Source organism: Nocardioides panacis, from assembly GCF_019039255.1.
Lineage (GTDB): Bacteria > Actinomycetota > Actinomycetes > Propionibacteriales > Nocardioidaceae > Nocardioides_B > Nocardioides_B panacis.
Window position 1 is genome coordinate 3,414,083 of sequence record NZ_CP077062.1, and the last position, 19,098, is coordinate 3,433,180.

Genomic DNA, 19,098 nt, shown 5'->3' on the forward strand with positions numbered 1-19,098 from the left:
ATGAAGTCGTGGCGGGCCATCGAGGTGGCGATGAACTCGATCGCGCAGCACGCGAGGCCGAAGTTGAACACCCACAGGGAGTACTTCCGGCCCCAGTTGAGGAGGTACCGCGCCGGTTTGGGCGCGACCTTCTGCAGGCCGCCGATGCTCGGCATCCCCAGGTCCGTCGTACCGGGCTCGCGGCCGGTCGAGCCTGTCGAGACCACTCCGTCTAGGTCCACACCAGCACCCCCTTGCGCCAGGCGTAGACCAGGCCCACCGCGAGGAACCCGATGAACACCGCCATCTCCCCCACGCTGACCCAGCCGAGCCCGGCGAACACCGTCGCCCACGGGAAGAGGAACACCGCGTCGACCGCGAAGATCACGTAGAGGTAGGCGTAGACGTAGTAGCGGATGTGGCTCTGCGCCCAGCCCTCGCCGACCGGGTCGACGCCGCACTCGTAGGTCAGCAGCTTCTCGGGGGTGTGGTGCGTGGGCCGCAGCAGCCGGTTGCCGGAGAACATCGCGACGACCAGCAGCACGCCGATGGCGATGATCGCCACCAACGGGAGGTACGTCGCGTAGTAACCGTGAGCGCCGGGCACGGGCTCACTCTAGGGGTTCAGCCGACGAGCTCGACCGGCTGCGGGGCCGAGGTGCCGAGGTGCCGGGCGAGACGGACGGCCTGGCGGCGGATGTCCGGCACCGCCGCGACCTCCCAGTCGACGCCGCGACGGGCGGCGCCCACGGCGTACATCCCGCGCGCGGCGATCCCGTCGGCGTCCAGCAGCGCCCCGTCGCCGTCGACGTCCACGCCGAGGCCGAACGGCCCGGGCCAGAGCATCCCGTTCACCGCGAGGTGGTCCACCAGCGGGTTCCAGCCGGGCGTGCTGACCGGTGCGGGCCCGGTGCAGTTCACGACCAGGTCGTAGGACGCGACGTCGACCTGCGAGGTCGGCAGCACCGTCAGCCTGCCGGTGGCGAGCAGGTCGTCTATGACCGCGGCCATCGGCGGGGCCATCCGGTGCCGGGCGATCTCCCAGTGCCGTCCGACGTGCCGGGTGAACTGCTCCTTGTCCTCGAAGGACAGCGAGTGCCACACGTCGTTGGCGATCGCCTTGAGCGACTCGACCAGGCAGCGCCAGTCGGCGCCGTCGGCGGTGCACCGCCGGATCTCGCGGAGCACGGCCCGCAGGGACCGGACGTCGCCGTCGAAGGCGGGCGCCTCCTCGGGCATCTGGGGCAGGTGGTGCAGCGGCAGCAGCCCGTGCCGCGACGTGGCGGTGAGCCGGACGCCCGGGCGGGCCGCGGCGATCTGGGCGGCGACGTCGACGGTGGTCAGGCCGGTGCCGACGAGCAGCACCCGGTCCTCGGGGCCGACCCGGTCCAGCAGGTCGGGGTCCCAGGGGTCGGCCACGAAGCGCGAGTCGGCCACCGCGAGGCCGCGCGGCCGGCGCGGCGGCGGGTTGCCCAGCGCCAGCACCACGACGTCGGCGGTCAGCACCGCGCCGGAGGCCAGCGTGGCGAGGTAGCCGCTGCCGGCGTCGGCCAGGTCGAGGACCTCGTCCCGGACCCGCTCGAGGGTGCAGCCGACCGTGACCGGCTCGGTGTCGAGCAGGTCGGCGAGGTAGCGGCCGTAGGTCTCCCGGGACACGAACGTGTCCGGGCCGACGGCCATCCCCCGGGCGCGGCACCAGCGCACCAGGTGCTGCGGGTCTGCATCGACCGCGCTCATCCGGCCCGCGTAGTTGTTCAGCAGGTGCTGCGGGTCGCGGGTGCCGTAGGCCAGGCCGGGGCCGACGACCGCTGCCCGCTCCACGACGGTGACCGCCAGGGGGGCGTCACCGGCCTCGCGGAGCAGGGCCGCGGCGGTGATCACACCGGCTGCGCCACCGCCGACGACGAGCACGCGTCTGGGCACGCTGTCCATGGGCACCTCCGGAGATATAAGACTATCGACTTTCTAGACTAAGGAGGGTTCGGAGCGCGGTCAAAACGGCTCGCCGGGCGGCGTACGTCCCGTTCCGGCGGTGCCGCAGCCGATAGCGTCCTGGCGGGCGCGGGCAACCTTTCCGGCTCGTCCGGCGTCTACCTGGCGAGGGCGCATCGGGCGTCCCACACCACGGGGAGCGGACGGTCATGGGCGCAGCGCGCAGGTTCACGGTGGCGGCGGCGGGCGCGGTCGCGCTTGCGACGGCGGTCGGGTCGACGTACGCCGTCTTCGCCCTCAGCACCTCGACCGAGACCGCGCTCCGCGAGCGGAGCACTCCGGTCGCCGCCCGGCCGACCGGTACGCCGAGCCCGACCGTGCTGGGCACCCAGGCCTCCCGCCCCGGCAGCGCACCGAGCAGCGCCCCGAGCAGCGCACCGAGCGCCACCGTCACCGCGCGGCCCGAGCCGGAGCCGGTGCTCGAGCCGGGCGACCGTGGCGTCCGGGTGCGCGAGCTGCAGGGCCGGCTCTCCCAGCTCGCCTGGTTCACCCCGCCGATGACCGGGAGGTACGACCGGGTGACCCGGGTGGGCGTGCGCGGGTTCCAGGCCAAGCGGGGCTTCGCGGCCACCGGCACCGTCGACCCGCGGACCTGGCGCCGGCTGGTGCGGATGACCCGGACCCCCTCGCAGGACGAGCTGTTCAACCGGGCCGGGCCCGCGCTGTTCGAGAAGGGCGACCAGGGGCGGGCCGTGCGGGTGGTCCAGGCGCGGCTGCGCCAGCTCGCCTGGTTCTTCGGCGACGTGTCCGACCGGTACGGCGACCGGACCGTCGCGGCCGTCCGCGGCTTCCAGGCCAAGCGGCACGTCCCGGTCACCGGCAAGGTCGACCGGCGCACCCTCGACCTGCTCGTGCAGATGACCAGCACCCCGACCGCCGACCAGCTGGCGAACCGCAAGCCCGACCCGGCCGACGGGGCCCGCCTCGACGCGCGCTGCCGCAGCGGGCGGGCGCTGTGCATCGACAAGACCAGCGACAGCCTGCGCTGGGTCGTCGACGGACGGGTGCGCACCAGCCTCGACGTCCGGTTCGGCGCGGAGTACACGCCGACCCGCGAGGGCCTGTTCAGCGTGTACTGGAAGGACCGCGACCACGTCTCGGACCTCTACGGGTCCGCGATGCCGTTCTCGATGTTCTTCAGCCGCGGCCAGGCCGTGCACTACTCCAGCGACTTCGCCGCCCGCGGGTACGCCGGCGCCTCCCACGGCTGCGTCAACGTCCGCGACTACTCCGCCCTCGCGTCCCTGTTCGACCAGGTCCGCACCGGCGACAAGGTAGTCGTCTACCGCTCCTGAAGAGGGGACCCGGGCCCCGGTCCACGCCGACCCGGGCCTAGGTCCACACCGACCCGGGCCCCCGTCCACGCCGACCCGGGCCAAGGTCCACGCCGACCCGGGCCTCGGTCCACGCCGACCCGGGCCATTGTCCCTGTCGACCCATGGCCCGGCTCGACCTTCACTCCGGCCCGGCTCGACCTTCACTCCGGCCCGGCTCGACCTTCACTCCGGCCCGGCTCGACCTTCACCCCGGCCCGGCTCGACCTCCACTCCGGCCCGGCTCGACCTTCACCCCGGCCCGGCTCGACCTTCACCCTGGCCCGGCTCGACCTGCACTCCGGCCCGGGTCGACCGTGCCGTCAGAGGGCGGGGGCGGGCTGGGGGGTCCGGGGCGCGGCGGAGGGCATGGTGGTGGCCCCCCGGTTCGGGGACAGCCAGACCCGGCTGCCGGGCTCCAGGTCGAGCTCGCGGGCGTGCGACCGGGTGAGCACGACGGTCACGTCGCCCTCCTCGCCCGGCGCGGCGACCTCGCCGTCGTGCGCGCCGCCGACCGTCGCGACCGGCCGCACGGTGAGCCGGGTCTCGAACCCGACCCGCAGGGTCCGCACCACCTCGCCGGCCACCGTGCGGGCGTCCCCCGGCTCCGCGGTGAGCACGTCGATGTCGTGCGGCCGGATCAGGGTGTCCTCGAGCCGGGTGACCGGGCCGAGGAAGCTCATCACGAAGTCGTTGGCCGGCTCGTCGTACAGCTCGTCGGGCGACCCGATCTGCTCGATCCGGCCCTCGTTGATCACCACGATCTCGTCGGCGACCTCGAGGGCCTCCTCCTGGTCGTGGGTCACGAACACCGTGGTCACGTGCACCTCGTCGTGCAGCCGGCGCAGCCAGTCCCGCAGCTCCTTGCGGACCTTGGCGTCGAGCGCGCCGAACGGCTCGTCGAGCAGCAGCACGGTCGGCTCCACGGCCAGCGCCCGCGCCAGCGCCATCCGCTGGCGCTGGCCGCCGGAGAGCTGGGAGGGCAGCCGGTGCGAGAACTGCGAGAGGTGCACGAGCTCGAGCAGCTCCGCGACCCGCTTGGCGGTCTCCGCCTTGGACCGCTTGCGGATCTCCAGCCCGTAGGCGACGTTCTTCGCCACGGTCATGTGCTTGAAGGCGGCGTAGTGCTGGAACACGAAGCCGACGTTGCGCTTCTGCGGCGGCAGGTGGGTCGCCTCGACCCCCTCGATGCTCACCGTGCCGGAGTCCGCGGACTCGAGGCCGGCGATGATCCGCAGCAGCGTGGACTTCCCGCCGCCGGACGGCCCGAGCAGCGCGGTGAGCTGTCCGGTGGGGATGTCCAGCGACACGTTCTCGAGGGCCACGAAGTCCCCGAAGTTCTTGTTGACGTCCTTGATCTGGATGCTCATGACTGGTCCTTCGGGCGCAGGAAGCTGACGACGACGATACAGATCACGGACGCGCCGGCGAGGAGGAAAGCGGTCGCGTAGCCGGTGGCCTGGTCGAAGCCCTGGTACTTCGACTCCACCACCAGCGTCGCGGTCTGGGTCTGCTGGACGATGTTGCCCGACACGATCTTGACCGCGCCGAACTCGCCGAGCGAGCGCGCGAGGGTCAGCACGACGCCGTACACCACCGCCCACTTGATGCTCGGCAGGGTGATCCGCCGGAACGTCTGTACGGCGTTCGCGCCGAGGCTGCGGGACGCCTGCTCCTGCTCGTCACCGATCTCGGCGAGCACCGGGACGACCTCGCGGATCACCAGCGGCAGCGCGACGAACGCGGTGGCCATGATCATACCGGGGGTGGCGAAGATGACCTGGATCCCGGCGGAGTCGAGGCTCTGCCCGAACAATCCGGTGCGCGGGTTGTAGGCCAGCACCAGGGCGAGGCCCACGACGACCGGCGACACCGACAGCGGCAGGTCGATCAGCGCCGACAGCGCGCGCTTGCCGCGGAAGTCGAAGCGCACCAGCAGGATCGACATCCACACGCCGAACACCAGGTTGATCGCCACCGCCGACAGCGCCACCACGGCGGTGAGCTGCAGGGCGTGCAGAACGTCGGGGTCGTTCAGCGCGGTGGTCAGCGCGGTCAGGCCGTCGGCGAAGGTGTACTTCACCACCAGCGAGACCGGCCAGAGCACCAGGAAGAACACGTAGACGATCGCGAGCAGCCGCAGCCCCCAGCGCACGGGGGTGGGCTCACGCAGACGGGCGCTAGCCACGGCGGGCCACCCTTCTCTGGATCACGTCGAGGGCGACGATCACCGCGAGCGCCACGACCAGCATCAGCGTGGCCGCGGCGGCCGCGGCGGCCTGGTCGCCGTTCTCGATGTAGGTCAGCACCCGGACCGAGACGACCTCGGTGCGGTTGGGCAGGTTGCCCGACAGCAGCACCAGCGAGCCGTACTCGCTGATCCCGCGGGCGAAGGACAGCGCCGCGCCGGCCATGATCGCCGGGACCAGGCTCGGCAGGATGATCCGCCGGAAGGTGGTCAGCCGCGAGGCGCCGAGCGAGGCGGACGCCTCCTCGACGTCGGCCTCGAGCTCCTCGAGGACCGGCTGCACCGTGCGGACGATGAACGGCAGGGTGACGAACGCGAGCGCCAGGAAGACCGACGCCCGGGTGTTCGCGACGTTCACGCCGATCGGGCTGCGCGGCCCGTAGAGGGACAGCAGCACCAGGCCGGCGACGATCGTGGGCAGCGCGAACGGGATGTCGATGACGACGTCGAGCAGGCGCTTGCCGAAGAACCGGTCGCGGACCAGCACCCAGGCGATCACCGTGCCCATCACCACGTTGACCAGGGTGACCAGGGCGGCCTGCGCGACCGTCAGCTTGACCGCCGACAGGGTCTGCGGGCTGGTGATCGTGTCGAAGAAACCGGCCAGACCGCCGGAGAGGGCGGTCGTGACGACGAGTGCGAGCGGGATCAGCACCAGCAGGCTCAGCCACAGGACTGCCACGCCGAGGCCGAGGCTGCTCGGACCGGACAGCGACCCGGACCGGCCGGCCCGGCGCTTGCGCGCCGAGCCGAGCCGGACCACGGACGTGCTCATGAGCCGTCCCCCCGCACCGGGGAACGGCCGGTCATGACTCCTTGCCCGTTTCCTTCTGGATCTTCGTGACGATGCCGTCGTTCTCGTCGAAGAACTTGGTGTTCGCCTCCGACCAGCCGCCGAAGTCGTCGTCGATCGTCAGCAGCTTCTTGCTCGGCGCCGGGAACGGGTCGCTCGGGTCGTTCGCGCCCTTGACCTCGACCTTGATGCTGTCGTCGAGGGGCCGGAAGCCCTCCTCGGCGTAGTCGGTCTGCGCCTCGGTGCCGGTGAGGTACTCCAGGAACTTCTCCGCCTTCGGCGTCGCGTCGGTGGTGACCGCGCCCGGGTTCTGGATCAGCAGGGTCTCCGGCGGCACGACGTAGTCGAAGTCCGCACCGCTCTGCCGCGCGAGGATCGCCTCGTTCTCGTAGGAGAGCAGCACGTCGCCGTTGCCGCCCTGGAAGGCGGTGGTGGCGTCGCGGCCGCTGCCCGGGAGGGCGGCGACGTTGCCGAAGAACTTCGTGAGGTACGCCGCGGCGTCGGCCTCGGAGCCGCCGTCGGCCAGCACGTGACCGTAGGCCGCGAGGATGTTCCACTTCGCCGAGCCGGACGAGGCCGGGTTCGGGGTGATGATCTTGACGCCCGGCTTGGTCAGGTCGTCCCAGGTCTCGATGTTCTTGGGGTTGCCCGTGCGGACCACCATCACCACGACGGACTGCGTGAGGATGCCCTTGGTCGGGGTCGACTTCCAGTCGTCCGCGACCAGCTTGGCGTCGACGAGCTTCTGCACGTCGGGCTCCAGGGACAGGTGGACGACGTCCGCCTTCTGGCCACCGATGACGCCGCGGGCCTGGTCACCGGACGCGCCGTAGGACTGCTTGAAGGCGACGTCCTTGCCGTCTGCGGTCTTGTTCCAGTCGGCGATGACCTGCTTGTTGGCCTGCTCGAGGATCGAGAAGCCGACCAGGTTGATCTCGTCGGAGCCGGCGGACGAGGATCCGCTCGAGCTGCCTCCGCACGCCGAGAGCGCCAGGGCGCCGACCACGGCGCCGGCGATCGCGGCCTTCCACTTGATGCTCATGATGTGCTCGTCTCTGTTCGCGAGCCGCTCTCTCGGGGTAAGCGGCGTACTAAGTCTCCTAGACTAGTCGCCTTTACTCACTTACTCGCTCTATCTCGCCCTGTGAACGCCCCGGCGTGTCCCGTCTCACACGGCCCGGCCGCCGGACGAGCGCTCTGCAGGGCCCGGTCAGCCGGACCGGGCCCTGCTCCGTGGTCCGGTACATGGTCCGGGCGGAGGCGGGCACCGTCTCAGTCATCCGGTCGCGGCACGGCAGGGGCTTGTCCCGGTCGTAGCATGGCCAGGAGGTAAGGGCACCCTGAACTACGAGGGGGCGCCAGGGGGGCGTTCCCGGCGGAAAGAAGGCGACACAGCGTGACCAAGCAGGTCAAGCAGCTCGACCGTGTGATCATCCGTTTCGCCGGCGACTCGGGCGACGGCATGCAGCTGACGGGCGACCGCTTCACCCAGGAGACCGCGAGCTTCGGCAACGACCTGTCGACGCTCCCGAACTTCCCGGCGGAGATCCGCGCACCCCAGGGCACGCTCCCCGGGGTCTCGTCGTTCCAGGTGCACTTCGCCGACCACGACATCCTCACGCCGGGCGACTCCCCGGACGTGCTCGTCGCGATGAACCCGGCGGCGCTCAAGGCGAACCTCGCGGACATCAAGAAGGGCGCGACGATCATCGTCGACTCCCATGACTTCACCACCCGCAACCTGAACAAGGCGGCGTACGCCGAGAACCCGCTCGAGAACGACTCGCTCGCGGAGTACGACGTGCACGCCTTCGAGCTCACGGACATGACGGTCGAGGCGGTCAAGGAGTTCGGGCTGTCCCGCAAGGACGCCAGCCGGGCGAAGAACATGTTCGCGCTGGGGCTGCTGTCGTGGATGTACGGCCGCCCGACCGAGTCGACGATCTCGTTCCTGGAGCGCCGCTTCGCCAAGGCCCCGGACATCCGGGACGCGAACATCACCGCGTTCAACGCGGGCTGGTACTTCGGGGAGACCACCGAGGCGTTCGTCGTGCAGTACGAGATCAAGCCGGCCCCGATGCGCGCCGGCACCTACCGCAACATCACGGGCAACCTGGCGCTGGCGTACGGCCTGATCGCGGGCTCCACCCAGTCCGGGCTGCCGCTGTTCCTCGGGTCCTACCCGATCACGCCGGCCTCCGACATCCTGCACGAGCTCAGCAAGCACAAGCGGTTCGGCGTCACGACGTTCCAGGCCGAGGACGAGATCGCCGGCATCGGCGCAGCCCTGGGCGCGGCGTTCGGCGGGTCGCTGGGCGTGACGACCACGTCCGGCCCCGGCATCGCGCTGAAGTCCGAGACGATCGGCCTCGGCGTGATGATGGAGCTGCCGCTCCTCGTGGTCGACGTGCAGCGGGGTGGGCCGTCGACCGGCCTGCCCACCAAGACCGAGCAGGCCGACCTCCTGCAGGCGATGTTCGGCCGCAACGGCGAGTCGCCGGTGCCGATCATCGCGCCGCAGTCCCCGGGCGACTGCTTCGACGCCGCCCTGGAGGCGACCCGGATCGCGGTCACCTACCGCACCCCGGTGATGCTGCTCTCCGACGGCTACCTCGCCAACGGCTCCGAGCCGTGGCAGATCCCCGAGGTCGCGGACCTGCCGCGGATCGACCCGGCCTTCGCGACGGAGACCAACCACGAGGACGCGAAGGGCAAGGCTGAGTTCTGGCCCTACCTGCGCGACGAGGAGACCCTGGCCCGGCCCTGGGCGGTGCCCGGCACCGCGGGCCTCGAGCACCGGATCGGCGGCCTGGAGAAGGGCGAGGGTCACGGGAACATCTCCTACGACCCGGCCAACCACGACTTCATGGTCCGCACCCGAGCGGCCAAGGTGGAGCGGATCGCGGACAGCATCCCGCCGATGGAGGTCGACGACCCGTCCGGCCGGGCCCGGGTGCTGGTCCTCGGCTGGGGGTCGACGTACGGCCCGATCGGCGCCGCGGTCCGCGCCGTCCGCGTCGCCGGGCAGGAGGTCGCCCAGGCACACCTGCGGCACCTCAACCCGTTCCCCAAGGACCTCGGCGAGATCCTCAAGCGCTACGACGCGGTGATGGTGCCCGAGATGAACCTCGGGCAGCTGAGCATGCTGCTGCGCGCGAAGTACCTCGTCGACGTCGTCGGCTACAACCACGTGCGCGGCCTGCCGCTGCGCGCGGCCGAGCTCGCCGACGCCATCACCGACCTGATCACCTCGACCGACGACCTGGTCGAGCCCGTCGAGACCTCCGAGGAGGCACTGCGATGACGCAGACCGAGCTGCCCGTCCCGACGCTGCGCGGCACCGAGGGCGTGCCCGCTGCGGACGGCCCGCAGAACCGCAAGGAGTTCACCTCCGACCAGGAGGTCCGCTGGTGCCCCGGCTGCGGCGACTACGCAGTGCTGGCCGCCGTCCAGGGCTTCCTGCCCGACCTCGGGCTCAAGCGCGAGAACATCGTGTTCGTCTCCGGCATCGGCTGCTCGTCGCGGTTCCCCTACTACCTCGACACCTACGGCATGCACTCGATCCACGGCCGGGCGCCGGCCATCGCGACGGGTCTCGCGACCAGCCGCGCGGACCTCTCGGTCTGGGTCGTGACCGGCGACGGCGACGCGCTGTCGATCGGCGGCAACCACCTGATCCACGCGCTGCGCCGCAACGTGAACATGACGATCCTGCTGTTCAACAACCGGATCTACGGCCTCACCAAGGGGCAGTACTCCCCCACCTCGGAGCCGGGCAAGGTCACCAAGTCCACGCCGATGGGCTCGGTCGACAACCCGTTCAACCCGGTGTCGCTGGCGCTCGGCGCCGAGGCCACCTTCGTGGCCCGCACCGTCGACTCCGACCGCAAGCACCTGACCGAGGTGCTGTCCGCCGCCGCCGCGCACCGGGGTACGTCGCTGGTGGAGATCTACCAGAACTGCCCGATCTTCAACGACGACGCGTTCGACGCGATCAAGGACAACGACACCAAGGCCGACGCGATCATCCCGCTCCGGCACGGCGAGCCGATCCGGTTCGGCAGCCGCGGCCAGCTCGGGGTCGTCCGCGACCCGGCCACCGGCGGGGTGCAGGTGGTCGAGGACCCCGACGACGCCGACGTGCTCGTGCACGACGCGCACGCCGAGGACCCGACCACGGCGTTCGCGATCTCGCGGCTCACCGACGCCGGCGTCCTCAAGCACGCGCCGGTCGGCATCTTCCGCCAGGTCGAGGCGGCGACGTACGACGACCAGGCGCGCGACCAGATCACCACCGCCAGCGCCGGCACCGGCGACCCGTCGGCGGCGCTCGCCGGCCTGCTCGCCAGCGGCGACACCTGGACCGTGGTCTGACCGACCCCGCCCCGGGGCCGCCCCGGGGCCGCCGCGGACCGGCGGCGCCCGGGTGACCGGAGGGCGCAAACGATTGTGCTCCGGGCGTCCCGCCTGGCCGGTCGTGCCAATCCGTTGACGCTCGTGACGGCGTCGGGTACGTTGACGCGAACGATTGCAGTGTGAGTGCTGTCACACCGCATCGGCCGGACACCCTCGGGGGGTCGGGGTGGTGGAGGGATGGCGCCTGGCGTCCCCGAAGCCCCACCGGGTCGTCCCTTGACGCGGGGAACTCTCCCGTGCCAAGACTGCTCTGCACCACAAACGATTGCGGTCACCTGGAGGAAAGTGATGAACCTGTCCGGCGCTCACCCCCGCACCATCCGACGACTGGTGGCGGCGGTCTCGGTCACCGCGCTCGCCGCCAGCCTGGCGGCGTGCGGCACCCCCAACTCCGAGAAGCAGGCCTCCTCGGACGGCCCGATCACCATCGGCATCTCGCTGCCGCTGACCGGCGACTTCTCCCAGCCCGGCACCCAGGCCCGCCGCGGCTACGAGGTCTGGCAGGAGATGGTCAACAAGGACGGCGGCATCCTCGGCCGGCAGGTGAAGCTCAAGATCACCGACGACGCCAGCAACCAGGACACCGTGGTCTCCGACTACACGCGCCTGATCACCCAGGACAAGGTCGACCTGCTGCTCGGCACCTTCTCCTCGCTGCTGAACTTCCCGGCCTCCGCGGTGGCCGAGAAGAACCGGATGGTCTTCGTGGAGCCCGCCGGCGGCGCGCCGGACATGTTCAGCCGGGGCTTCAAGTACCTCTTCTTCGCCCAGCCCGCCACCGCCCCCCCACCAGGCCGACGTCTTCGTCGACTACGTGAAGTCGCTCCCGGCGGCCGAGCGGCCCAAGACCGCGGCGTACCCGACCCAGGACGACCCGTTCGCCCGTCCGGTCGTCGAGAGCATGCAGAAGCAGCTCGAGGCGCTCGGCGTGAAGACGGTGTTCTCCAAGGTCTACCCGCCCGACACCTCCAACTTCCAGACGACCGCCTCCGCGATCGCGGCCAAGAAGCCCGACCTGATCGCCCAGGGTGCCGTCTTCGAGGACGGCGTCGGCCTGGTCCGGTCGCTCAAGCAGGTCGGCTACTCGCCGAAGCTGCTGTTCCAGACCTCGGCGCCCAGCAACGCCGGGCAGTACAGCGACGGCATCGGCGCCGGGAACACCGAGGGCGTCTTCTACACCGTGAGCTGGAACGAGAAGGCCCAGACCCCGAAGAACGACGAGTTCGTGAAGGCCTACGCCGCCAAGTTCGACAACGAGACCCCGGCCGAGGACGCCGCGGACGCGTTCGCCGCGGCCGAGGTCCTGCAGCAGGCGGTGGAGAAGGTCGGCAGCCTCGACCAGACCAAGATCGCCGACTGGCTGCACGGCAACGAGACCTCCACCATCCTGGGACCGCTGAGCTGGGACGAGACGGGCGCTCCGCAGAACAACTTCCTGCTGGCGCAGTGGCAGAACGGCGAGGTCCAGATCGTCGGGCCGACCGAGGCTGCGACCACGCAGGAGGTGGTCAACCCCAAGCCCGCCTGGAACTGACCCGGACGACGGACGACACGACAGGATTCGGTGGACCATGGACCAGCTACTGCAGGCGATCGTCCTCGGGCTGCTCATCGGCGGGGTGTACGCGCTGATGGCGTCGGGCCTGACGCTCGTGTTCGGCGTGATGCACATCGTCAACGTCGCCCACGGCGCCACGCTGATCGCGGTGGCCATGGTCACCTGGTGGGTCTGGAGCACCACCGGCATCGACCCGCTGCTCATCGGGGTCGCCCTGGTGCCGGTGATGTTCGGGGTCGGCTGGCTGCTCTACAAGGGCGTGGTCTCCCGGATCAGCACCGAGTCCGTGTCGATGTCGGTCCTGCTCACCTTCGGGATCGCGCTGACCATCGAGGGACTGCTCAACGTGTTCGCGGGCAACAAGTTCCGGTCCGCGACCCCGTCGTACTTCGAGGAGTCCTTCCACGTCGCCGGCCTGGTGTTCCCCAAGGCCCAGGTGTACGGCGCGACGCTGGCCCTGGTCACCCTGACGGTGCTGTACCTGGTGCTCACCCGCACCTGGACCGGCAGGGCGATCAGGGCCACCTCGCAGAACGCCTCGGGGGCGGCGCTGGTGGGGATCAGCGCCGCGGCCACCTCGGCCCTGACGTTCGCGATCGGGACGGCGACCACCGGCGTCGGCGGCTCGATCCTCTCCGTGCTCTACCCGTTCTTCCCGGCCTCGCACTACGACTGGATCTCCCGGCTGCTGGGCATCATCGTGCTCGGCGGCATGGGCAGCCTTCCCGGTGCGTTCACCGGCGCCCTGCTGCTCGGGCTCGCGGAGACGCTGACCGCGACGTACGGGTCGCTGCAGTGGGCCACCGTCATCTTCTACGTCGCGATCCTGGTCGTGCTGCTGGTCAAGCCGCAGGGACTGTTCGGCGCCAAGCTCCGAGAGGACGTCGCAGCATGAAGGGCCTCCTGACCCGCCAGCGGGGAGCGGTCGCGCTGGTCGCGCTGGCGCTGCTGCTCTACCCGGTGGTGCGTCCCTACGACGTCTACCCGCAGACCGTGATGCTGCTCGCGTTCCTGCTGGCCATCCAGTCTGTCAGCTGGAACATCATCTCCGGCTACGCCGGCTACATCTCGCTGGGCCACAGCGTCTTCCTCGGCCTCGGGGGGTACGCCGCGGCGATCGTGGCCACCCGCACCGGCCTCAACCCGCTGGTGCTCGCGCCGCTCGGCGCCGTCGTCGTCACCGTGATCGCGGTGCTCGTCGGGGCCGTCGTGCTGCGGAGGCGCAGCCACGCGTTCGTGATCATCACCATCGCGCTGCTGCTCTCGACCCAGGCCGTGTTCACCAACTGGAAGAGCCTGACCGGCGGCTCCGACGGGCTCACCCTCTCGCTGCCGACCTGGTCCAACGACATCCAGGCACTGCCGTTCTACTACATGTTCCTGGTCGTGCTGGGCCTGACCGTGGCCTTCTCCGCGCAGATCCGGCGGCGCAAGTTCGGCACCGGGCTGATCGCGATCCGCGAGGACGAGGGCAAGGCCGCGGCCATCGGCGTGAACGCCGCCCGCTACAAGATCATCGCGTTCGGGTGCAGCGCCTTCTTCGTCGGCCTGGCCGGTGGCGTCTACGCCTACTACCAGAGCTTCTTGAACCCGCCCGGCATGTTCAGCATCCTCAGCAGCGTGATGATCGTGCTCGCCGCGCTCGTGGGCGGACGGGGCACCCTGTTCGGCCCCGTCATCGGCGCCTTCATCCTGCAGTTCGCCAGCGAGGCCGCCACCGTCTACGGCGGCGGGAGCGAGACCCGGGTGCTGCTCTTCGGCATCGTGCTGGTCCTCGTCGTGCTGTTCATGCCGGCCGGCCTGCTGCCCACCGTCCAGCGGCTGTGGGACCGCAGGCACACCGGCGAGACCGAGTACACCAACCAGATCGGCGCCCTCGGCCACGGCCGCCTGGAGTTCCGCACCCGCGAGCCGCGCGAGCTCGACCCGGACACGGAGCCACCCGTGCTCCTCGACGTGCGCGGCGTCTCCAAGGCCTTCGGCGGCATCCAGGCCGTCGACCACGCCGACCTGCAGGTGCGCGAGGGCTCGATCACCGCGCTCATCGGGCCCAACGGCTCCGGCAAGACCACGCTGTTCAACCTGGTCACCGGGGTGATGAAGGCGGACGCCGGCGAGATCTGGTTCGACGGCAGGCGCATCGACTCGCTGGCGGCGCACTCCCGCGGGCACCTCGGGCTGGCGCGGACCTTCCAGGTCACCCGGCTCTTCGACTCCATGACCGTGCTGGAGAACGTCGTCGCCCCCCGTGCCGGACACCCGGCTCAGGACGATGCTCGCCGGCGCCGTCAGCGGCCAGGAGGCCGAGCGGGCCCGGCACCTCCTGGACTACGTCGGCCTCGGCTCGTTCGCCCAGCAGCAGGCCGGCGCGCTGTCCTACGGCCAGAAGAAGCTCGTCGAGCTCGCCCAGGTGCTGATGATGGAGCCGCGGCTGATCCTGCTCGACGAGCCCGCCGGCGGCATCAACCCCAGCCTGGTCGAGCGGCTCTCGGGCATGATCCGCGACCTGAACGAGCAGGGCGTCTCCTTCCTGGTCGTCGAGCACAACATCCCGATGGTGCTCGACCTCTGCGACCCGGTCTACGTCTTCGCCCGGGGCACGTCGATCAGCCAGGGCTCGCCGGACGTCGTCCGCAACGACCCGGCGGTGCTCGACGCCTACCTCGGCGACGAGTGGAAGTCCGAGCCCGTCGCCTCTGCCATCTCGACCGCTGCCGCTCCCGGAGGTGCACCGTGCTGAGGATGACGAACATCTGGGCGGGGTACGGCGGCAGCCACGTGCTGCAGGGCGTCGACCTGCACTGCGCACCGGGCACGATCACCTGCATCGTCGGGCCGAACGGCGCCGGCAAGTCGACCGTGCTCCGGGTGGTCAGCGGCCTGCTGTCCCCGAGCGAGGGGTCGGTCGACCTCGACGGCACCCCGATCGCCGGACGCGCGCCGGACGCGATCCTGCGTGCGGGCGTCGCGCAGGTGCCGCAGTCGCACGCGCTGTTCCCGCAGATGACCGTGCGCGAGAACGTCATGCTCGGCGGCTACACGATCCGCCGCGACAAGGACCTGCTCCAGCAGCGCTTCCGCGAGGTCAGCGAGCTGGTGCCGATCGTGGCCGACCGCGCCGAGCAGCACGCCGGCAACCTGTCCGGCGGCCAGCGGCGGATGGTGGAGATCGCCCGCTGCCTGATGCTCGACCCCACCCTGCTGCTGCTCGACGAGCCGTCCCTGGGGCTGGACCCCAAGGCGGTCGGGTCGGTGATCGCGCTCGTCCAGGACCTCAACGCCGGCGGCAAGACCATCCTGCTGGTCGAGCAGAACGTCCGGATGGGGCTGCAGATGGCCACCCACGGCGTCGTGATGGAAGGCGGCCGGGTCCGGCTGACCGGCACCGCCGACGAGGTCCGCACCAACCCCGAGATCGCCACGCTGTTCCTCGGCGGCCACGTCGCCACCGACGAACCGCGCTCCGGCCAGCCCGCCTGACCCGACCCGAGGAGGACACATGCCTGACGCCGAGGTGGAGGCCGCGCTGGCCCACTGGGCCCCGAGGTTCATCCAGAACGGGGTCGACTACAACGACTTCGTGCGCACCGTGCAGCGGATCGACACCTGGGACCAGTGGCTCCCCGAGTGGAGCCGGACCGCCGACGAGCAGGCCGAGCTGGCCGCCGAGTCCGACGCCACGGGGCACCGCGACACCGCCGGCCACGCCTGGCGCCGCGCCGCGACCGACCGGCACTTCGGCAAGTTCGTCTGGATGGTCGACCTGGACCTGGCCGCCGAGGCGGGCCGGCGCTCGGTCGAGGAGATGCGGGCCGCACACACCCGTCTCGACCCGACCGCCGAGCGCCTGGAGATCGCGGTGGACGGCAGCACGGCCTACGCCAACCTGCGCCGTCCCCCGGGCGCCGACCGGTCGCCGTACGTCGTGCTGGTCCCGGGCCTGGACTCCACCAAGGAGGAGTTCTTCTACTTCGAGCAGGGCTTCCTCGACCGTGGGGTCGCCACCGTCTCGCTCGACGGGCCGGGCCAGGGCGAGACCGGTGTCCGGCTGCCGATCCGGCCGGACTACGAGGTCGCGGTCACTCCCCTGCTCGACGCGCTGGCCGCCCGCACCGACCTGGACCACGACCGCATCGGCCTGTGCGGGGTGAGCCTGGGCGGCTACTACGCCCCGCGGGCCGCCGCCTTCGAGCCCCGGGTGCGTGCCGTCGCAGGCATCAGCGGTCCGTTCTGCTTCGGAGACATGTGGGACGACCTGCCCCCGATGACCCGGCAGACGTTCGTGGTGAAGTCGGGCGCGAAGGACGACGCCGAGGGCCACCGGATCGCCAGCAGCCTGGACCTGGCGGGCGTCTGCGAGCGGATCACCGTCCCCGCGCTCTACGTCACCGGCGCCAAGGACCGGCTGATCCCCTGGCAGCAGACCCAGCGGCAGGCCGAGGAGACGCCCCACGGCACCTTCGTGAACTACCCCGAGGGCAACCACGGGGTCTCGAACATGCCCTACCGCGCCCGCCCGCTCATCGCGGACTGGATGACCGACCGGCTCACCGGCCGGGGCTAGGCGATCCGGCCGAGGCCGCGCGGGAAGGCGTGCAGGCGCTCGCACCCGGTCGCGGTGACGGCGAACAGCTCGCCGGTCTGCACCCCCGCGCGCCCGTCGTACGTCGTGACGTTGGGCTGCACCACCACGGTCATGCCCTCGGCGAGGGCGAGCTCGGGCAGCGGTTCCAGCGTGCGGCTGCGCGACCCGAACACGGGCGGCAGGTAGCCACCTCCGAGGCCGTGCACGAGGTCGTCGACGGTGGTGAAGCCGGCGTCCTCGATGACGGACGCGGCCTCGACCACCTCGGCGGGCGTGACCCCCGGGGCCAGCAGCGCCTCCACGCGCGCGAGCGCCTCGTCGGCCACCGCGTGCAGGTCGAGGTAGAGCGAGGTGGGGGGCGCCGCCACCGTGAACGTGCGCAGCAGCTGGCCGGGGTAGTCGATCCCGTGCGCGGTGCTCAGCTCGCACGACAGCACGTCGCCGACCGCGAGCCGGCGCTCGCCCGGCCACTGCGAGGGCACGCACTGGCGCGGGTCGGCCATCGACGTGACGGAGAAGTAGTGGATGTAGTTGGTGCCGCCCAGCGGCAGGTAGCTGCCCTCGACCAGGGCGTTCAGCTCGTGCTCGCTCGTGCCCGGGCCGGCGCCGTCACGCATCGCCGCGCAGGAGCCGTCCGTGAGCCGGGCGGCGATCCGCAGCCAGTCGAGCTCCTCGGGAGACTTGTGCATCCGGAGCCGGGTGTAGGCCGGGTTCAGGTCCACCGCGTCCACGCCCGCCGCGCGCAGCGCCGACCAGACCGCGAAGGGCAGCGCCCCGACGACGCCGACGCGCGAGCCGGCGAGGTCCCCGCGCTCCCGCAGCTCGGCCAGGACGGTGTCCGCGAGCCTTGGGCCCGCCCAGCGCACGTCGCAGCCGAGCGCGACCCGGGTGGCCTGGGGGACGTGGTTGAAGAACTGCACCAGCAGCACGTCACGGCGGTCGGCGCCGTGCACGACGACGGCCTCCCGGGTCACCGGCCACCCGGACAGCCACTGCACGCCGCTCCCCGAGCGGTTCGCGCCGTGCACCACGACCTGCTCGACGCCGGCCTCGGCCATCACGGCGTCGAGCGCGGTGCGCCGGCGCAGCATCTCGGCGTCGCTGAACGCCGCGGGACCCGCCTCCGGGTCGACGTACGCGCTCACGCCCGGGACGCCGGGGCAGCAGCGGTGGAGCCGCGGACCACGAGGGAGAGCGGGAGGAACACCGAGCGCGGCGAGCGGTCCGGCTCGTGGATGGACTCCAGCAGCATCCGGCCGGCCTCGACGCCGATCTGGTGGTGCGGCACGGCCACCGTGGTCAGCGGCGGCCGGAGCTTGTCGAGGAAGGGCATGTCGTTGAAGCCCACGACGCTCACCTCGCCGGGGCAGTCGATGCCGCGCTCGGCGAACACGTCGTAGCACCCCAGCGCGATCAGGTCGTTCCCGGCGACGACCGCGGTGAACTCGGCACCGCCGTCGAGCACCTGGCGCAGGGCGCGAGCGCCCTCCTCCTCGCTCCAGTAGTCACAGGTGACCAGCAGCGCCGGGTCGTCGTCGAGCCCGTGGCCCCGCAGCGCGCTGTGGAACGCGCGGGCCCGGACCACGCCCGTCGAGGTGCTCTGCGGGCCGGCGAGGTGCGCGATCCGGGTGTGCCCGAGCTTCACGAGGTGCTCCACCGCGAGCTCCACGCCGCGCGCGTCGTCGGGGGTGATGGAGGGGACGTCGAGGTCGTCGGTGCGGCGGTTGACGAGCACCATCCGGACCCCCTGCTCGTGCAGCTGCTGCAGCAGCGGGTGCTCGAGCCGCGCGGTGGCGACGATGAGCCCCTCGACCTGGCGGGACCGCAGCGTCATGACCTGCTGCTGCTCGCGGGCCGGGTCGTTGTCGGTGTTGACGATCAGGGCGCTGAAGCCCGCAGGCCCCAGCACGTCCTCGATGCCGCGCACGATCGGCGGGAACAGCGGGTTGGTGAGGTCGGGCAGCACCAGACCGATGGTCCCGGACTTCGAGGTCTTGAGGCTGCGCGCGATCGGGTTGGGCTGGTAGCCCAGGGCCTCGGCGGCCTTGATCACCCGCCGGGCCGTGTCGGAGTTCACGAGTCGACGGGTCTCGGGGTTGAGGGCCCGGGAGGCGGTCGCCGCGTGCACGCCCGCGGCCTCGGCCACGTCCCGCAGCGTTGGTGTCGACATTGTTGGATCCTAGATCCCTTCCGGGGTCGGTGGTGGTGCTGCAG

General features: G+C 71.3%; 16 protein-coding genes and 3 pseudogenes. 10 read left to right on the plus strand and 9 right to left on the minus strand.

The window, feature by feature from the left end:
* Positions 1-211: 211 nt before the first annotated feature.
* On the minus strand, positions 212-586 hold the full coding sequence (locus KRR39_RS16700) for an NADH-quinone oxidoreductase subunit A (RefSeq protein WP_254185199.1): 375 nt from the start codon (positions 584-586) through the stop codon (positions 212-214).
* 17 nt (positions 587-603) lie between these two features.
* The gene (locus KRR39_RS16705) at positions 604-1,911 is read right to left on the minus strand and encodes an FAD/NAD(P)-binding protein (protein WP_216938633.1); all 1,308 of its coding nucleotides are present in this window, start codon (positions 1,909-1,911) and stop codon (positions 604-606) included.
* Between the two features lie 209 nt (positions 1,912-2,120).
* Between KRR39_RS16705 and KRR39_RS16710 the strand changes: the two genes are divergently transcribed.
* The gene (locus tag KRR39_RS16710) at positions 2,121-3,266 is read left to right on the plus strand and encodes a L,D-transpeptidase family protein (protein WP_254185200.1); all 1,146 of its coding nucleotides are present in this window, start codon (positions 2,121-2,123) and stop codon (positions 3,264-3,266) included.
* 341 nt (positions 3,267-3,607) lie between these two features.
* Here the strand turns inward: KRR39_RS16710 and KRR39_RS16715 are convergent, their stop codons facing one another.
* From KRR39_RS16715 to KRR39_RS16730, 4 genes are read right to left on the minus strand one after another with little or no spacing between them, the layout of a single operon-like run.
* On the minus strand, positions 3,608-4,654 hold the full coding sequence (locus KRR39_RS16715; RefSeq protein WP_216938634.1) for a sulfate/molybdate ABC transporter ATP-binding protein: 1,047 nt from the start codon (positions 4,652-4,654) through the stop codon (positions 3,608-3,610).
* Positions 4,651-5,472, minus strand: coding sequence for a sulfate ABC transporter permease (locus KRR39_RS16720; RefSeq protein ID WP_254185201.1), 822 nt, complete (start codon positions 5,470-5,472; stop codon positions 4,651-4,653). Before KRR39_RS16720 ends, KRR39_RS16715 begins: the two co-directional genes overlap by 4 nt.
* Positions 5,465-6,307, minus strand: coding sequence for a sulfate ABC transporter permease subunit CysT (gene cysT, locus KRR39_RS16725; RefSeq protein ID WP_216938635.1), 843 nt, complete (start codon positions 6,305-6,307; stop codon positions 5,465-5,467). Before cysT ends, KRR39_RS16720 begins: the two co-directional genes overlap by 8 nt.
* A 31-nt stretch (positions 6,308-6,338) precedes the next feature.
* Entirely contained in the window at positions 6,339-7,367 is a 1,029-nt protein-coding gene (locus KRR39_RS16730; protein WP_216938636.1) for a sulfate ABC transporter substrate-binding protein, read from the minus strand.
* A 354-nt stretch (positions 7,368-7,721) separates the two neighbouring features.
* Here KRR39_RS16730 and KRR39_RS16735 point away from each other — a divergent pair, with 354 nt between their 5' ends.
* Together KRR39_RS16735 and KRR39_RS16740 are read left to right on the plus strand one after the other, a co-directional pair.
* Positions 7,722-9,629 carry a 2-oxoacid:acceptor oxidoreductase subunit alpha gene (locus KRR39_RS16735; RefSeq protein ID WP_216938637.1) on the plus strand — a complete coding sequence of 636 codons (1,908 nt, stop codon included), beginning with the start codon at positions 7,722-7,724 and terminating at the stop codon, positions 9,627-9,629.
* Complete coding sequence (locus tag KRR39_RS16740) at positions 9,626-10,699, plus strand: 2-oxoacid:ferredoxin oxidoreductase subunit beta (protein WP_216938638.1); 1,074 nt, start codon at positions 9,626-9,628, stop codon at positions 10,697-10,699. Before KRR39_RS16735 ends, KRR39_RS16740 begins: the two co-directional genes overlap by 4 nt.
* 347 nt (positions 10,700-11,046) lie before the next feature.
* On the opposite strand, the gene KRR39_RS25035 is transcribed toward KRR39_RS16740, so the two are convergent.
* Positions 11,047-11,214 carry a hypothetical protein gene (locus KRR39_RS25035; protein ID WP_254185202.1) on the minus strand — a complete coding sequence of 56 codons (168 nt, stop codon included), beginning with the start codon at positions 11,212-11,214 and terminating at the stop codon, positions 11,047-11,049.
* On the opposite strand from KRR39_RS25035, the pseudogene KRR39_RS26235 reads away from it, so the two are divergent.
* The 7 genes and pseudogenes from KRR39_RS26235 to KRR39_RS16760 all read left to right on the plus strand — a co-directional run.
* Positions 11,186-11,449: pseudogene (locus KRR39_RS26235) on the plus strand (ABC transporter substrate-binding protein); the annotation flags it as partial. The gene KRR39_RS25035 and the pseudogene KRR39_RS26235 sit on opposite strands and share 29 nt — an antisense overlap.
* A 106-nt stretch (positions 11,450-11,555) precedes the next feature.
* Positions 11,556-12,275 carry an ABC transporter substrate-binding protein gene (locus tag KRR39_RS25045; protein ID WP_254185204.1) on the plus strand — a complete coding sequence of 240 codons (720 nt, stop codon included), beginning with the start codon at positions 11,556-11,558 and terminating at the stop codon, positions 12,273-12,275.
* Between the two features lie 37 nt (positions 12,276-12,312).
* Positions 12,313-13,194, plus strand: coding sequence for a branched-chain amino acid ABC transporter permease (locus KRR39_RS16750; RefSeq protein ID WP_216938639.1), 882 nt, complete (start codon positions 12,313-12,315; stop codon positions 13,192-13,194).
* Positions 13,195-13,295: 101 nt separating this feature from the next.
* Positions 13,296-14,504: pseudogene (locus KRR39_RS25050) on the plus strand (branched-chain amino acid ABC transporter permease); the annotation flags it as partial.
* A 67-nt stretch (positions 14,505-14,571) separates the two neighbouring features.
* Complete coding sequence (locus KRR39_RS25055) at positions 14,572-15,039, plus strand: ATP-binding cassette domain-containing protein (RefSeq protein WP_254185752.1); 468 nt, start codon at positions 14,572-14,574, stop codon at positions 15,037-15,039.
* Positions 15,040-15,092: 53 nt separating this feature from the next.
* Positions 15,093-15,779: pseudogene (locus KRR39_RS25060) on the plus strand (ABC transporter ATP-binding protein); the annotation flags it as partial.
* A 19-nt stretch (positions 15,780-15,798) separates the two neighbouring features.
* Entirely contained in the window at positions 15,799-16,863 is a 1,065-nt protein-coding gene (locus tag KRR39_RS16760; protein ID WP_216938641.1) for an alpha/beta hydrolase family protein, read from the plus strand.
* Here KRR39_RS16760 and KRR39_RS16765 read toward each other — a convergent pair.
* Positions 16,860-18,029, minus strand: coding sequence for a M24 family metallopeptidase (locus tag KRR39_RS16765; RefSeq protein WP_216938642.1), 1,170 nt, complete (start codon positions 18,027-18,029; stop codon positions 16,860-16,862). The two genes, KRR39_RS16760 and KRR39_RS16765, sit on opposite strands and share 4 nt — an antisense overlap.
* The gene (locus tag KRR39_RS16770; protein ID WP_216938643.1) at positions 18,026-19,054 is read right to left on the minus strand and encodes a LacI family DNA-binding transcriptional regulator; all 1,029 of its coding nucleotides are present in this window, start codon (positions 19,052-19,054) and stop codon (positions 18,026-18,028) included. The genes KRR39_RS16765 and KRR39_RS16770 overlap by 4 nt, the downstream gene beginning before the upstream one ends.
* Between the last annotated feature and the right edge of the window lie 44 nt (positions 19,055-19,098).